Below are 15,415 nucleotides of genomic sequence, written 5' to 3' on the forward strand. Positions count from 1 at the left end.
TGACCTGTTTAACCGCGGTCATGCCGGATCCGCCACCGGACGCCGGGTTCTCGTGACAGTGAACTTCTTGTTACGGCCCATGATGGCGGTGGGACCCACGTGTTTCTCCAGCGCCGGGACATATCCGAGATGACTGTTCCATACGGTCCAGAGCTCACCGCCCGGCGTGAGAACGTCGGCGGCGGCACGGAACAGCTTCAGCGCCGCCCCCGCGTGCACGCTGTGGCCCAGGTGGAACGGCGGGTTCAGCAGGATCAGCTCAGCCGAGGCGGGCGGGAAACCCTCGAGTGCGTCCGTGTGGACGGCAAGGACCCGGTCGCCCACGCCGTGAGCGCCGGCAGTGAGACGGGCGCTCCGCACCGCAGCCGCGGAGACGTCGCACGCGACCACTCGCACCTCAGGCTGAGAGGCCGCGAGCAACGTCGCGAGCACACCTGATCCGCAGCCGAGATCGACGGCGGTGCTGACGCGCGGCATCCGCGGCAGGAACTCCAGAAGGAACCGCGTGCCGATGTCCACCCTCGCGCCGGCGAAAACGGCGCCGTGCGCATGAACCTCAAGGGACAGATCGCCGTCCCTCCCGAGGCCCTCATGGAATTCCCGTGCCGGGAAGGACGACGAGCCGCGGCCGGGGTCCTGCTTCTGGCCCGGATCTCGCGTGGCGTCCGGTTCACCGGCGGTCCGGCGGGGCACTTCCGCAGCCGCGTCCCGGTCAGCAGCCGTTGCCCGATCCAGAGCCCCGTCCGGAGCCGTGTCCGGTTCCGCGTTCGGGCCAGGGCCCACCGCCCTCAGCACCCGTGCCTTGCCCTTGGCCAGGCTGGCCGTGACGGTCCCGAACTCCGCACCGAGGACCTCATTCATCGACAGCGTCATGTGCTTGACCATGCCTGCTGCCAGGACCACGACGCCGGGGTGCGCGTGTTCCGCGATCGCTTCGCTCAGTTCCGCCAGTTCCGCGAGGTTCTTGGGCAGGCGCAGCAGGACCAGGCGGGCTCCCCCGAGCAGCTCCGGACCGTAGAGGGCAGAGGAGGATTCGTCGTCGCGGATCCTGGTGAACCCCGTGATGCCGAGCCGGCCCGCATTCGCCTCCAGCGCTGCCTCGCCGGTGGCCAGATCCTGCCAGACCCTGAGCCCGGCCACGGCGGACTGGCCTCCCTCCGGGGATTCCGCCAGCAACGGCAGAGCGATCGCACCATAGCGGTCACCGATCACCACGAGACGCGGATCGTCGACTCCCTCGGCCCACAAGCGGTCCAGCTCCGAGGCCGCGTGTTCCAGCAGGAGCCGGTCCGCTGCGTCGAAGGCCTGGAGATTCTCCGCGTCGACGTCGGGCCAACGGCTCAGCAATCGGTGGAGCGGTTCAGGATTCACAAGATTCATAATGTTCACAGAAACTCACATGCCATCATTCGGAAGAGTCATCCTGCAGAAGCGCAGCCCGGAGCGCCTCGAGTTCCGCATCACTCAGACCGTGGCGCCCGAGGTAGCCTGCGCCCCCGCCGAAGTCCGCGTCGAGCAGGTCAAGGGTCTCCAGCATCGCGGAGGCCGGGCTCCCGCCCGCGATGGCCAGGATCTGCTCCGTGAGCGGAACCCCCATCTTGCCCAGGAGCGCCTTGACGCCCTCGATCCATTCCCCGGCCAGGTTGGCCTCGGTACCGGCGTAGTCGGCCACGATCACGTCGCGATCGACGCCCACGGCGTCCAGCAGCAGAGCCACCATGACGCCGGTGCGGTCCTTGCCCGCGGTGCAGTGCACCAGCGTCGAACGCCCTTGGGAGGCGTTGGCGGTGACGCTGCGTGCGAGACTCACCGCCACGGAGCCGCCCTGCGCCAGGATCATCCGGTACAGGCCGGGCAGCGTCGGGAGGTCCCGTAACGAGGCCCCCAGTGCTCCGGCCAGGACATTGCCGCGGAGCACTTCCAGATCGAGACCCGCCAGGGCGCTGGGCGCGTGGAGCACCTCGTCGTCATCCCGGAGATCCAGGACCGTGGCGACCTTCAGCTCCCGCAGGAGACCCCTGCCCTCGTCACTCAGGAGGTGGAGTGCGTCGGAGCGGAAGAAGATGCCCTCCTTGGTGCGCCGCTTTCCGGCCGGCAGGGATCCCAGCCCACGGAAGTTGTAGGTCTTGGGCAAGGGGACGGCCTGGCCGATCAACGAATGGGCTCCTTCACTCGGCTTCATGTGCAGTTAACTGCGGAAGTCCCCTCGCGGTTCCGGCCCGGAACGGACCCGACCACGAGAGGACTTCACACCCGACCTCAGTCCAGGTAGTCCCGGAGGACCTGCGACCGCGAGGGGTGACGCAGCTTGGACATCGTCTTCGATTCGATCTGGCGGATGCGCTCACGCGTGACGCCGTAGACCTTGCCGATTTCGTCTAAAGTCTTCGGCTGACCGTCGGTGAGCCCGAAGCGCATGGCCACCACACCGGCTTCGCGCTCGGACAGCGTGTCGAGCACCGAGTGCAGCTGCTCCTGAAGCAGGGTGAAGCTCACGGCATCGGCCGGAACCACGGCTTCGGAGTCCTCGATCAGGTCGCCGAACTCGGAGTCACCGTCCTCGCCCAGCGGCGTGTGCAGCGAAATCGGCTCGCGTCCGTACTTCTGAACCTCGACGACCTTCTCGGGCGTCATGTCGAGTTCCTTGGCCAGCTCTTCCGGCGTGGGTTCGCGTCCGAGGTCCTGCAGCATCTGGCGCTGCACGCGGGCCAGCTTGTTGATGACCTCGACCATGTGCACGGGGATGCGGATGGTGCGTGCCTGGTCCGCCATGGCGCGGGTGATGGCCTGACGGATCCACCAGGTGGCGTACGTGGAGAACTTGAAGCCCTTGGTGTAGTCGAACTTCTCGACGGCACGGATGAGGCCGAGGTTGCCTTCCTGGATCAGGTCCAGGAACAGCATGCCGCGACCGGTGTAGCGCTTGGCCAGGGAGACCACGAGGCGGAGGTTGGCCTCCAGGAGGTGGTTCTTGGCACGCTTGCCGTCGTGGATGATGAAGTCGAGTTCGCGGCGGTACTTGGGGTCCATGGTGTCCCCCTCGGCCGCGATCTTCTCCTCGGCGAAGAGACCGGCCTCGATCCGGAGGGCGAGGTCGACCTCCTGCTCGGCGTTGAGGAGGGCCACCTTGCCGATCTGCTTCAGGTAGTCCTTGACCGGGTCGGCCGTGGCACCTGCCGACATGACCTGCTGGACGGGTGCATCGTCATCGCTCGCGTCGGAGTAGACGAAACCGCTGCCGGTGGCCGCAGGCTTGGCAGCCGCCTCATCGACCTCGGCCGCGTCCGGCTCGACGTCCTCAGCGGGCTCTTCCTCCACGGCGTCCGAGGATTCATCCAGCTCGGAACCGGCAGCCTTACGGCCCCGGCCCTTCGGCGCGGCATCGCTCTTCTTGGCAGCCGGGCGCCGCGTCGCGGGGGCGGAATCATCCTGCCCGGCGGCAGCCTCGGCTTCCTTCTTGGCCTTGTTCGCGGCGCGTGTGGCGGCAGCCTTGGCGGCGCGCGCCTTCTTCTTCTCCTCGTCAGTCAACTCGGCCTTCACGGCAGTTTCCTTCGTCGTGGGAGTGGTCACAGAAACCCTTTCTAGCAGCGCCTGGCGGTGTCCCGGAGGGCAACACCACTATGACCCTGTCAAGTCCGTGCTGCCAGCGGCAGTTACTCCAGACCAGCAGAGCCTGTCTAAGACAACGCCACCGGCCTGTCGATTGTTCCCCGCAGCGTGTGACGGCCTCGGATGAACAACCTTCAAGTTCACGGACCCAACCGGGTCTCGGCTACTAGTCTCTCACGAAAAGGACGTGCCCCGCAGCACCGACGGGAGGATACCCCTTTCCAGGCCAGCTTCAAGGTGTTCTTCACCACACCGGAGCGGCGGCCGGATGCCGCGGTCCGGGGACGCCGCGTGGGTCCACCAGAGCCTTCTGCGCAGGTCAGACGAGGCAAGGGGCGTCGCTTCAGACCCCGCGTTCCGACCCCGGCGTCATGTCCTGCCCGTCGTCCGGCCGGTCCAGGGGCCGTCTCCAGCTGCTGTGCCGCTTGCTTGCCCAGCCGCTCAGCGCCCCGCTCAGGATCATCCGATACAGCAGCGACGCCAAACGGTGATCCGGCTCCACTGCCAGAGCCCGCTCGAGCAGCGCGGAGGCCTGACTTCCCCGACCTCGGCACCACTCGACCCAGGCCAGGCCGGTCAGCACCGCTGCGGGAGGGCGGTCCCCGGCTCGATGGACGATTTCCTGGAGGACTCCGGCGAACCGGTTCATCCGGTCCCAGTCCGGACCCGACCCGCTCTCGGCCACGAACACCTCGCCGAAGATCCCCAGCCAAGGGGCGACCGCCCTTCCGTCGGGCGAGTCACGCCCGTCCTGCGAGCGCAGGCCGTGGTCGACGTGATGACCCGGTCCGGCGTGCGCAGCCGGTCCTACAGCACCGGCCAGGACCGCTTCGGCGGCCCGCCCGCCTTCGTACGCGGTACGCCATGAAGAACCCGCGGACACATAGACGGCGTCGCGGAGCGACGGTTCCTCAAGCGTCCGGCACAGCACTTCAACGCTCACCGGTTCCGTTCTGACGGACTCCGCGCCGGCCGTTCGGCCACGTCCCCCGTCTGCCCAGGAGCCTGAACCGTCGAGGAACGGCTCCCAGCACTCCAGCACTTCCAGGAGGGTCAGGGACGTTGCGGCGTGATGGCCGGTGTCCGCCGAGGCAGGCGGACCCGCCCTCCCCACGGACCCGGCCGGCCCACGGGAGGCCGGCACGGTGCGACTCTCCTTCGGCCGGGATCCTGTGACCGGATGGGGATCCACCGCACTTCCCTGGTAGACCAGCTCCGCGGCCAGCCGGGAGTCCCGGATGAGGTCGAGCGGATGCATGCCGCCGTCGTCGCATGGACCGCTTCCCGTCAGCGAACAGTCGGACTCGCGGCAGCCCGACCCGTTCCAGCCGTCCGCGCCCACGAGCCACAACTCGTGCACCGGCCGACCTGCCTGGCTGAGAACCCATGTCAGGAGCGCCATCAGTTCAGCACGCTCGTGCCGGACGTCGGCGACCCCGCCCGGCTGGAACATCGCGACGAAGGTGCTGTCGGCAGAGGTGTCGTGCTCCAGATAGCTGAGGACCGCACGCACGTAGGCGAGAAGCGATGTTCCTGACTGCCTGCGGTCCGGCAGGTCGACGCGGAGGGTCGCCCCGATGCGCCCGGACCGGGCCGTGAGGCAGACGAGCGAATCCTGCGGCCAGAATCCGATGGCGTGAGGGATGTACGCCAAGATGTCCTCCGGACCCCTGGCGGTCAGCGATGCGGTGTTCATGACTCCACCTTCGGGCGGGAAGGAAGGTGGGGGCTGAGCGAACGTCCCTATGTGGATAGGGAGGCGCAGAGGGCCTGTGCGGTCGGCCGGAGAGGCCACGGACGCCTCGGCGCCTCACTCACCGAGTGCCGCGACTCACCGGTTGCCGCGCCGCGAGCGCTCCCAGAGCACGCGGGCCAGGGGGCGGGGCGTGATGCCGGCCGCCTGACGGGCCCGCCGTCGGACCACCGCCACGGCGATCATGCCCACCAGAAGGAAGAGCAGCTGCGTGGACATGGCGATCCGGAACGGCTCGAGCCCGTACAGCTCCCCCCGGGAGAACCCGCTCGCATTGAGCAGATCGAGCACCAGTCCGATCACGTACATGCTCAGCAGGGCCGCCACGAAGCCGCCCACGTTGACGATGCCGGTGGCGGTGCCGATGCGCTCCACGGGGTTGGACGTCCGGGCGAAATCGAACCCGATCATGGAGGCCGGGCCGCCGATCCCCATCACCACGACCAGCGTGATGAGCAGCCACAGCGGGGCACGCCCCGGCCACAGGAGCACCGCCAGCCACCCCGCACCCGTGACGAGGGAGACCAGGAGGACCATCGAGGAACGCCGGACCGGATACAGGGACACGAACCTTCCGAAGAAGGGGCCGGAGACCATGGCCACCAACACGAACAGACTCATGACGGCCGAGGCGGTCCCCCGGTCCAGTCCTTCGGCCGAGATGAGGAAGGGGTAGCCCCAGGCCATGGCGAACACGGTGCCCGCGAAAGGAGTGGTGAAGTGACTCCACAGCCCCAGACGGGTGCCGGGCTCGCGCCAGGATTCGGCTAAGGTATGACCGATCTGCCGGAGACCACCCGAGGACTGCGAGCGGGCCCGGCCCTGCGGCGTGTCCCGGAGCAGGGCGACCACCAGCACACAGGCCAGTGCGGACAGGGCCGCCAGTGACAGGAAGGCGGGCGTCCACGCCGTGGAGTGCAGGAGCAAGGCGAACGGGATGACGCTGACGAGCTGTCCGAGCTGCCCCACCATACCGGTGAACTGCGTCATGAGCGGCACGGTCCGGGCCGGGAACCAGGCGGGGATCAGCCGCAGCACGGACACGAAGGTCGCCGCGTCGCCGGCGCCGACCAGCACGCGACCGACGACGCCGGCCGCGACCGAGTCGGCGGCCGCCAGCTGCGCCTGCCCCAGGAACATGAGGAACGCGCCCATGGCGATCATGTTGCGGGGGCCGAGCCGGTCCACCAGCACCCCCACCGGGATCTGGAGGCCCGCGTACACGAGGAGTTGCAGCACGGAGAACGCGGAGATCGCCGCGGCGCTGGCGTGGAACCGGTCGGTGGCCTCGAGCCCCGCGACCCCGAAGGAGGTCCGTTGTGTCACCGCCACCAGATAGGCGAAGACTCCGATACCCCACATCACCCAGGACCGCACGCTGCTCACGGGTCCATTCTTCCGCATGTGCCCGGACCCGCCGGGCATGGCCGGGCTGAGGACCTGGTCACGCCCTCCGGGCGGCGTCCGCCCAGGGCCTCCCGCTCAGGCGCCGCCGGGCAGATGGCCGCGCCCGGCCGTGCCGTCCTCCGCGTCGCTGCCGGCGTCCGGCCCGCTCCCGGACCCGGCGTCGTCGTCGTCATCCTGACTCAGCAGTTCCTGCGCCAGGTACGCCTCCACCGCGGCGCCGAGGGATTCGGCGCTGGGCAGTTCGTCGTTCTCGTCCGCGAGCAGGGAGCGGCGCACGGTGTTCTCGCTGTGCTGGTCGTACCGCTCTTCGAGGTTGCGCACCACCTGCTGCACGTCCTCGCTGGCTTCCACCTGTTCGGCGATCTGCCGGGCGACGTCCCGCGCGACCTCCCGCAAACGGTCGGAGGGCAGCATGAGGTTCGCGGCGGCGCCCAGGTATTCCATGCCGGCGACGGCGGCCTGCGGGTACTCCGCGTCGGCGACGTAGTGCGGCACATGGATCACGTACCCCGCCACGTTGCGCTTGGCGGCGATCAGCTTCAGTTCCAGGACATGCCCGATCGCGGCGGGGAATTCGACGGTCGGCCGCCACACCGAGATGCCCTCGATGAGCTCGGGCCGGTTCCCGTGCACGGTCACGCCGACGGGACGGGTGTGCGGCACCGGCATGGGGATCGCGTGGACCCAGGTCACCAGGTTCACGTCGAGCTGCTCCACGAGGCCCACGACCGCACGGGCGAACCGTTCCCACTGGAGATCGGGTTCGAAGCCCGCCAGGAAGAGGAACGGCGTGCCGAGCGGATCCTCCAGCACGTACAGCGCGAGCCGCGGCGGAGCGTAGTCCTGCAAGTGGTCCTCGGCGAACGTCAGATGCGGGCGCCGGGAGCGGTAGTCGAGAAGCTGATCCGCGTCGAAGACGGCGACCGGACGGACCGACGGCGAATCGAGGAGCTCACCGGAGATCTGCCGGACCACGTGTCCCGCGTCGGCGAACCCGGTGAAGGCCATGAGCAGGTTGAGCCCCTTCAGGGACGGGTCCTGCAGCAGCTCGTCATCCGCACGGTAGAGCCCGGCAGGATCCAGCAGCGCTCCATACGTCTGGTCGAACAAAGTACCCCTCCACACCATCCGGCCCCCGGCCGGCAATCGTCGTCCTGATTGATTTACTGCTCAACGTTCGGGGACGCCCTGGCATTCCCGCACAGGTCATCCACCAGTGTCACGGGCTACGATCTTAGATGGTGAAGGACGCCACATCGCGTCCGCACCATTGAACATGTGCGACAAGGATGTCCACCCGTACACCAGAAGTGAGGCAGGAACTCGTGGCCAAGAGCAACGAAGTCACCCTTGAAACAGTCAGCGGCGATCTGCGGAAGAAGCCCAGCGACGTCGTGGTCATCGGCGTCCGTCAGGGCAGGGAGGGCCCGGAACTCGCCGCCAGCCCCCTGAGCGCCAAGGCGTCCGAGGCCATCCAGTCCTCCCTGGCTCTGCTCGGCGTCACGGGCGCCGCGGATCAGCTGCACCGGCTGCCCGGCGTTCCCGAGCTGGGCGCCGAGGTCATCGCCCTGGCAGGCCTGGGCAAGAAGGACGACGCCGAGTCGCTCCGCCGCGCCGCCGGCTCGGCCGTGCGCCAGCTCGCCGGCGCCGCCACGGTGACGCTCGCCCTCCCCGCGCAGGACGAGGCCGCTCTCGCCGCGATCGCCGAAGGCGCCGCGCTCGGGGCCTACGCGTTCCACGAGTTCCGCTCCACCCGCGACGGGCTCAAGGCGCCCGTCGCCACCGTGCGCATCCACAGCGAGCTCGCGGGCAGCCCGGCGGCGAAGGCCGCACTGAAGAAGGCCGCCGTCGTCGGCCGCTACGTCAACGCGACCCGCGACCTCGTGAACCAGCCGCCGAACGCCCTGTACCCCGAGACGTTCGCGGCGGCCGCGAAGGATGCCGCGAAGTCACTTCCCGTCAAGGTGACCGTGTGGGACGAGAAGCGCCTCGAGAAGGAGGGCTTCGGCGGCATCCTGGGTGTCGGCAAGGGCTCCGCCCGTCCCCCGCGCCTGGTGAAGGTCGAATACGCGCCTGCCAAGGCGCAGGCCCACGTGGCCCTCGTCGGCAAGGGCATCACCTTCGACACCGGCGGGATCTCCCTGAAGCCGCCGGCGAACATGGACGAGATGAAGAGTGACATGGCGGGCGCCGCCACGGTCCTCAACGCCGCTCTCGCCGCCGCCGAACTCGGCCTGCCGGTCAAGGTCACGGCCTGGCTCTGCATCGCTGAGAACATGCCCGGCGGCAACGCTCAGCGCCCCTCGGATGTCATGACCATCTTCGGCGGCAAGACCGTCGAGGTGCTGAACACCGACGCCGAGGGCCGCCTCGTCATGGCGGACGGCCTCGTGGCCGCGAGCCAGGAGCAGCCGGACGTGGTGATCGACGTCGCGACCCTGACCGGCGCGCAGCTCATCGCGCTGGGCGACCGCACCGCCGGCCTCATGGGCGACGAGGGCGTCACCGACGCGCTCAAGGCCTCCGCGGACGCCGCGGGCGAGCTCATGTGGGCCATGCCGATCCCCGAAGAACTGCGGCCGACCCTCGACTCCGAAGTGGCCGACCTCGCCAACATCGGGGCCCGGCACGGCGGCATGATGACCGCCGCCGCCTTCCTGCGGGAGTTCGTCGGCGAAGATGCCACGGGAGAGCCCATCTCCTGGGCCCACATCGACATCGCCGGCCCGTCCTTCAACAACGGCTCCCCCTACGGCTACACGCCGAAGAAGGCCACCGGCATGGCCGTCCGCACGCTGGTCGAGTACGTGGCGGGCCTGGCCTCCTGATCAGCCCCGGATGCTCCGGCGCGGCGACTTTCTGAGGACCGTTCATTAAATGAACGTGAGTCACAGCACAAGGTCGCCGCGCCGGACCCCTTTAAGGTGCACCATGGTCGGGGTGACGCTAAGGTGAAACTGAATGGCTCTGTGGCTGTTTCCCAGGCAGTCACAAAAGCATGACCACTGCAGAAGAACCCGACCTGCTGGCATAATCGCCGCAGGAAAAGTTCCAGACCAGAGGGTGCCATCCGGCACCATCTCGACAACTCAGGGAGCGTCCACGTGGCCGAAGCGGCAACTGCGCAAGAATTCGACATCCTCGTCCTCGGCGGCGGCAGCGCGGGATACTCCGCAGCCATCCGCGCGACGGAGCTGGGCATGACGGTGGGCCTCGTGGAGCGGGCCAAGCTGGGCGGCACCTGCCTGCACACCGGCTGTATCCCCACGAAGGCCTACCTGCACTCGGCAGAACTGGCCGACAACGCCCGTGAGGGCGCCAAGTACGGCGTGAACACCACGCTCGACTCGATCGACCTGGGCAAGGTCCGCGATCACAAGAACGGCATCGTCGCCGGCAAGCACAAGGGCCTGACCGGTCTTCTCAAGATGAAGAAGGTCAACGTCATCGAGGGCGAAGGCCAGCTCACCGCACCGGACACCATCACCGTCGATGGCGTCCCGTACAAGGGCAAGAACATCATCCTCGCCACCGGTTCCACCTCCAAGACCATGGGTCTGCAGATCGGCGGCCGGGTCATCACCTCCACCGAAGCCCTCGAGATGGGCGAGCTGCCCTCCTCCGCCATCGTCCTGGGCGGCGGCGTGATCGGCGTCGAGTTCGCCTCCATGTGGAACTCCTTCGGCGTGGACGTCACCATCGTGGAAGGCCTGCCCTCCCTGGTCCCGAACGAGGACCCCGCGATCATCAAGGTCCTGGAGCGCGAGTTCAAGAAGAAGGGCATCAAGTTCAAGACCGGCGTCTTCTTCGAGAAGGTCGAGCAGGACGAGAACCAGGCCACCGTGACCCTGGCCGACGGCACGTCCGTCTCCGCTGACATCGTCCTCGTCGCCGTGGGCCGTGGCCCCGTCACCGAGGGCTTCGGCTTCGCCGAGCAGGGCGTGACCCTGGACCGCGGCTTCGTCATCACCAACGAGCGCCTGCACACCGGCGTCGGCAACATTTACGCGATCGGCGACATCGTCCCCGGCGTGCAGCTGGCCCACCGCGGCTACCAGCAGGGCATCTTCGTCGCCGAGGAGATCGCCGGCCTGAACCCGGTGGTCGTCGAGGACGTCAACATCCCGAAGGTCACCTTCTGCGAGCCCGAGATCATGTCCGTGGGCTACTCCCAGCCCAAGGCCGAGGAGAAGTTCGGCAAGGACAACATCGAGACCCAGGAGTACAACCTGGCCGGCAACGGCAAGTCCTCCATCCTGGGCACCTCGGGCATCGTGAAGATGATCCGCGTGAAGAACGGCCCGATCGTCGGCGTGACCGGCATCGGCGGCCGCTTCGGCGAGCAGGTCGGCGAGGCCCAGCTCATCGTGAACTGGGAGGCCTTCCCGGAGGATGTCGCCACCCTGATCCACGCCCACCCGACGCAGAACGAATCCCTCGGCGAGGCCGCACTGGCACTGGCCGGAAAGCCGCTGCACGGCTGAGACCCCCGGGCCGGGGCGCCTGCGACAGGCGCCCCGGCCCACCCCTGGAGGGCCTCTCAGAATGACCGGTCCCCCACACCAGATTTTCACCGCATTTAGATCACTAAGGAGAACGGGGACGACATGTCTGAATCCGTTAACTTGCCCGCACTCGGCGAGAGCGTCACGGAAGGTACCGTCACCCGCTGGCTGAAGTCCGTTGGCGACCGCGTCGAAGTGGACGAGCCGCTGCTGGAGGTTTCCACCGACAAGGTCGACACCGAGATCCCGTCCCCGATCGCCGGTGTGATCGAGCAGATCCTGGTGGCCGAGGACGAGGTCGCCGAGGTCGGCGCCGCCCTGGTCGTCATCGGCGATGGCTCGGGCTCCGGCGAGGCTCCGGCAGCACCTGCCCCGGCCGAGGAAGCCGCCCCGGCGCCCGCCGCCGAGGCTCCGGCCGCTCCTGCCCCTGCCGCCGAGGCCGCGCCTGCCGCTGAGGCTCCCGCTGCACCGGCCGGCGAAGGCACCGAGGTCACCCTCCCCGCGCTGGGCGAGTCCGTCACCGAGGGCACCGTCACCCGCTGGCTCAAGGCCGTGGGCGACTCCGTCGAGGTCGACGAGCCGCTCCTGGAGGTCTCCACCGACAAGGTCGACACCGAGATCCCGTCCCCCGTGGCCGGCACCCTGCTGGAGATCCGCGTGAACGAGGACGACACCGCCGAGGTGGGTTCCGTCCTCGCCGTCATCGGCGCCGCAGGCGCCGCTGCCCCGGCAGCCGCTCCCGCACCCGCAGCTCCGGCCGCGGCTCCGGCTCCGGCTGCTGCGCCGGCTGCACCCGCTCCTGCTGCAGCTCCGGCACCCGCCGCGGCCCCCGCACCCGCAGCTCCCGCAGCCGCTCCGGCACCCGCCGCTGCGCCCGCTCCGGCTGCAGCCCCGGCACCCGCTGCGGCCCCGTCCGACGCCGAGTCCTACGTGACTCCGCTCGTGCGCAAGCTCGCCAAGGACAACGGCATCGACCTCGCTTCCGTCTCCGGCAGCGGTGTCGGCGGCCGTATCCGCAAGCAGGACGTCCAGGCGGCCATCGAGGCCAAGAAGGCCGCGGCTCCCGCTCCGGCAGCAGCTCCGGCCACCGCCGCGCCGGCCGCCGCTCCCGCCATCGAGGCCTCCTCGCTCCGCGGCACCACGGAGAAGGCCCCGCGCATCCGCCAGGTCATCGCCCGCCGCATGCGGGAGTCCCTGGAGGTGTCCACTCAGCTGACCCAGGTCCACGAGATCGACATGACCCGCATCGTCAAGCTGCGGGCCTCGGCCAAGAACAACTTCAAGGCCGTCAACGGTGTCAACCTCACCTACCTGCCGTTCATCGCCAAGGCCGTCGCCGAAGCGCTGAAGGCTCACCCGAAGCTGAACGCCGAGTACAACGAAGAGACTCAGCAGATCACCTACCACAACGCCGAGCACCTGGCCTTCGCCGTCGACACCGACAAGGGCCTCCTGGTCCCCGTCGTGTCGAACGCGGGTGACCTGAACCTCGCCGGCCTGGCAGGCAAGATCGCCGACGTCGCCAACCGCACCCGCAGCGGGAAGATCGGCCCGGACGAGCTGTCCGGCGGCACCTTCTCCATCACCAACATCGGTTCGGTGGGCGCGCTCTTCGACACGCCGATCATCAACCAGCCGCAGGTCGCCATCCTCGGCACCGGCGCGATCGTCAAGCGCCCGATGGTCGTCACCGATGTGGACGGCAACGACTCGATCGCCATCCGCCACATGATGTACCTGTGCCTGACCTACGATCACCGCCTGGTGGACGGCGCCGACGCCGGCCGCTTCCTCCAGACGGTCAAGGCACGCCTGGAAGGCGGCGCGTTCGAGGGTGACCTCGGACTGTAAGTCTCCCCGCAGCACACGACGGCGGCCCGCACTCACGAGTGCTGGCCGCCGTCGTTCTACGGTCGGTAGAACTTTCTGACAGAGTGTCGCTAAACTGGACGCATGGGAATTCTCTTCAGCATTTTGGTCTTCTTGCACATCGTCGGTGCAGCAATGATCGTTGGCTACTGGATCGCCACGATGAAGGAACCGACTGTCCACCCCCGCCAGCGTGACGGTGCGTTTCTCCAGTTGCTGACCGGCATCGCCATGATGGGGCTTATCCCGTTCATGCCGGATTTTCACCCGAACTACTTCAAGCTCGGCATCAAGTTCGCGATCGGCGTCGCGGTGGCTGTGCTGGCAGTTATCGGCAGCCGCAAGGTCAAGAAGGGCGAGCCGGTTTCGACTGGCATCGCACATGGCGTGGGTGGCCTCGCCTTGATCAACATCGCACTTGCAACCCTTTGGAACTGACCATCTAGACTCCGCGGAAGCGATAGCTAAAGGGGCGGGAGAGCATCACGCTCTCCCGCCCCTTCGCTGTTCCACCGATGCCGGCGTCCGGGTCGCTCAGCCCAGAGTGATCCTCAGCCTGCGCGATTCTCAACCCTGTGCGATGCAGAACTCGTTGCCGTCCGGGTCCTGCAGGACGACCCAGCCGAAGTCACCGATCGAATGCCGGGCCGACTCGGACGCTCCCAGCTCCAGCGCCCGGGACAGGAGCGCCTCCGGGTCCTCGGAGTGCAGATCCAGATGCAGCCGCCGAGGACCCTCGCTGGGGTGCTCCACCCGCTGGAAGGCGAGTTTCGGCCCACCCGGGGTGACGGGGCTGAGCCAGACGAACTCCCCCTCATACGAAGACTCCACGGCGAGCTCCAGGAGGTCAGCCCAGAACCCCGAAAGGCTCTGAGGATCCGTGGTGTTGACGACGATCGAGACGACGGTTCCACGCGCCGCCGGGCGCTTCTCTTCAGTCATGACAGCAGTCTAGGGCCAGCTCAGGGGCCTGCACAGGGTCACAGCCGGCACTGGTCGACGGGTCCCGCCCGTCACAATCCGGGCTCCGCGACGGCGGGTGTCCCTGCGCCCGGGAACGACCTAGGATGGTGCTCAAGGGCCTCTCCGCACGCGAGCAGGCCGAACCCCCTCACACTCCAAGGAGCACCTCATGGCAGTGACCCGCAGCGCCTCCACCGTCTGGACCGGCAACCTCTTCGAGGGCCAGGGCGAGACCACCTTCGAAAGCTCCTCCCTGGGCACGCACCCCGTCACCTGGAAGGCCCGTTCCGAGGCCGCCGAGGGCAAGACCAGCCCCGAAGAGCTGATCGCCGCAGCCCACTCGGCCTGCTTCTCGATGGCCTTCAGCAGCGAGCTGGCCGAGGCCGGCTACACCGCCACGGAGATCCGCACCAAGTCCGAGGTCGGCTTCCAGCCGGGCGTCGGCATCACGGGCAGCAAGCTCACCCTGGTCGCCACCATCCCGGGCATCTCCGAGGAGGACTTCCAGCGCATCGCGAACGCCGCCAAGGTCGGCTGCCCCGTCTCCGCCGCGCTGTCCGGCATCGAGATCACGCTGGACGCCACGCTCAACGCCTGAGCCGGGCCTGCGCCTGAACCTCTCCGGTTCAGGCGCAGACAGCGAAGGGCCGGGAACGGATGATCCGTTCCCGGCCCTTCGCTGTCTCGTCAGGCGCCGGACTCCGCAGGCACCCGGGTCCTCAGACGCGCGGCGTCGCGACCGCTTCCTTGGCCGCCTTGTTGAGGCGGATGCCGTAGACGAGCTGCCCGATGCCCAGGATCACCAGGCTCACGCCTGCCCAGACCGCCAGGAAGACCAGCGAGGACAGCGGGAAGAGGGCCACGCCCAGACCGGCCAGGATGAACAGCACGCCCATGATGATGGGCAGTGCCTTGGAACCCGGAGCAGACGACGCACCTGCCCAGAGCAGGGCGATGCCCTCCAGGATCCACCCGGCCGCAAGGAGCACCGCGACCACCACGAGGGACTCCCCCGGACGGAAGATCAGCAGCACGCCGGCCAGCACGGTCAGGACGCCGAGGATCCCCGAGAGGACGCGGGCCGACGTCTGGCCGGACGGGATCCGGCCCAGCGTCATCAGCCGGGCGACGCCGGTGGCGAACACGTTGATGGCGAAGAACACCGCCAGCACCAGGAGAGACGCCCCCGGCCAGAACCAGATGACGAGACCCAGGACGATCGAGAGCAGCCCGAGCCCGATCAGTGCCCGGGAAAAGGCCCGGAATCCTTCCGCTGCCGCGCGGCCCCCTGCGAATTCACTCATGGTGT

Annotated in this window: 13 protein-coding genes; 5 read left to right on the forward strand and 8 right to left on the reverse strand. The window is 68.4% G+C overall.

The window, feature by feature from the left end; translation table 11 throughout:
• Positions 1–18: 18 nt before the first annotated feature.
• The 6 genes from BLV63_RS18935 to BLV63_RS11660 all read right to left on the reverse strand — a co-directional run bounded on the left by BLV63_RS18935 (position 19) and on the right by BLV63_RS11660 (position 7,879).
• Complete coding sequence (locus BLV63_RS18935) at positions 19–1,380, reverse strand: class I SAM-dependent methyltransferase (protein ID WP_254780547.1); 1,362 nt, start codon at positions 1,378–1,380, stop codon at positions 19–21.
• Positions 1,381–1,405: 25 nt separating this feature from the next.
• Positions 1,406–2,155 carry a tyrosine-protein phosphatase gene (locus BLV63_RS11640; protein WP_066212946.1) on the reverse strand — a complete coding sequence of 250 codons (750 nt, stop codon included), beginning with the start codon at positions 2,153–2,155 and terminating at the stop codon, positions 1,406–1,408.
• A 104-nt stretch (positions 2,156–2,259) separates the two neighbouring features.
• Entirely contained in the window at positions 2,260–3,540 is a 1,281-nt protein-coding gene (locus BLV63_RS11645; RefSeq protein ID WP_254780548.1) for an RNA polymerase sigma factor, read from the reverse strand.
• A 412-nt stretch (positions 3,541–3,952) separates the two neighbouring features.
• A complete protein-coding gene (locus BLV63_RS11650; RefSeq protein ID WP_066212951.1) occupies positions 3,953–5,305 on the reverse strand; it encodes a DUF4192 family protein in 1,353 nt (450 codons plus the stop codon).
• A gap of 135 nt (positions 5,306–5,440) precedes the next feature.
• A complete protein-coding gene (locus BLV63_RS11655) occupies positions 5,441–6,748 on the reverse strand; it encodes an MFS transporter (RefSeq protein WP_066212954.1) in 1,308 nt (435 codons plus the stop codon).
• A 96-nt stretch (positions 6,749–6,844) separates the two neighbouring features.
• Positions 6,845–7,879: a proteasome assembly chaperone family protein gene (locus BLV63_RS11660; protein WP_082724083.1), complete on the reverse strand. Its 1,035-nt coding sequence runs from the start codon at positions 7,877–7,879 to the stop codon at positions 6,845–6,847.
• Positions 7,880–8,094: 215 nt separating this feature from the next.
• On the opposite strand from BLV63_RS11660, the gene BLV63_RS11665 reads away from it, so the two are divergent.
• The 4 genes from BLV63_RS11665 (at position 8,095) to BLV63_RS11680 (ending at position 13,581) form a co-directional block, all read left to right on the forward strand.
• On the forward strand, positions 8,095–9,597 hold the full coding sequence (locus tag BLV63_RS11665; RefSeq protein ID WP_066212957.1) for a leucyl aminopeptidase: 1,503 nt from the start codon (positions 8,095–8,097) through the stop codon (positions 9,595–9,597).
• 276 nt (positions 9,598–9,873) lie between these two features.
• Positions 9,874–11,253 (forward strand): dihydrolipoyl dehydrogenase, encoded by a 1,380-nt coding sequence (gene lpdA / locus BLV63_RS11670; protein ID WP_066212960.1) that lies wholly within the window; start codon positions 9,874–9,876, stop codon positions 11,251–11,253.
• A gap of 123 nt (positions 11,254–11,376) precedes the next feature.
• On the forward strand, positions 11,377–13,125 hold the full coding sequence (gene sucB, locus BLV63_RS11675) for a 2-oxoglutarate dehydrogenase, E2 component, dihydrolipoamide succinyltransferase (protein WP_066212963.1): 1,749 nt from the start codon (positions 11,377–11,379) through the stop codon (positions 13,123–13,125).
• Positions 13,126–13,227: 102 nt separating this feature from the next.
• Positions 13,228–13,581 (forward strand): hypothetical protein, encoded by a 354-nt coding sequence (locus tag BLV63_RS11680; protein ID WP_066212967.1) that lies wholly within the window; start codon positions 13,228–13,230, stop codon positions 13,579–13,581.
• 129 nt (positions 13,582–13,710) lie between these two features.
• Here BLV63_RS11680 and BLV63_RS11685 read toward each other — a convergent pair whose 3' ends face one another.
• Positions 13,711–14,085 (reverse strand): VOC family protein, encoded by a 375-nt coding sequence (locus tag BLV63_RS11685; RefSeq protein WP_066212969.1) that lies wholly within the window; start codon positions 14,083–14,085, stop codon positions 13,711–13,713.
• A 190-nt stretch (positions 14,086–14,275) separates the two neighbouring features.
• Between BLV63_RS11685 and BLV63_RS11690 the strand changes: the two genes are divergently transcribed.
• Positions 14,276–14,704 carry an OsmC family peroxiredoxin gene (locus BLV63_RS11690; protein WP_066212972.1) on the forward strand — a complete coding sequence of 143 codons (429 nt, stop codon included), beginning with the start codon at positions 14,276–14,278 and terminating at the stop codon, positions 14,702–14,704.
• 121 nt (positions 14,705–14,825) lie between these two features.
• Here the strand turns inward: BLV63_RS11690 and BLV63_RS11695 are convergent, their stop codons facing one another.
• Positions 14,826–15,410: an HdeD family acid-resistance protein gene (locus tag BLV63_RS11695; protein ID WP_066212975.1), complete on the reverse strand. Its 585-nt coding sequence runs from the start codon at positions 15,408–15,410 to the stop codon at positions 14,826–14,828.
• Between the last annotated feature and the right edge of the window lie 5 nt (positions 15,411–15,415).

The organism is Arthrobacter woluwensis (genome assembly GCF_900105345.1).
Classification (GTDB): Bacteria; Actinomycetota; Actinomycetes; order Actinomycetales; family Micrococcaceae; genus Arthrobacter_E; species Arthrobacter_E woluwensis.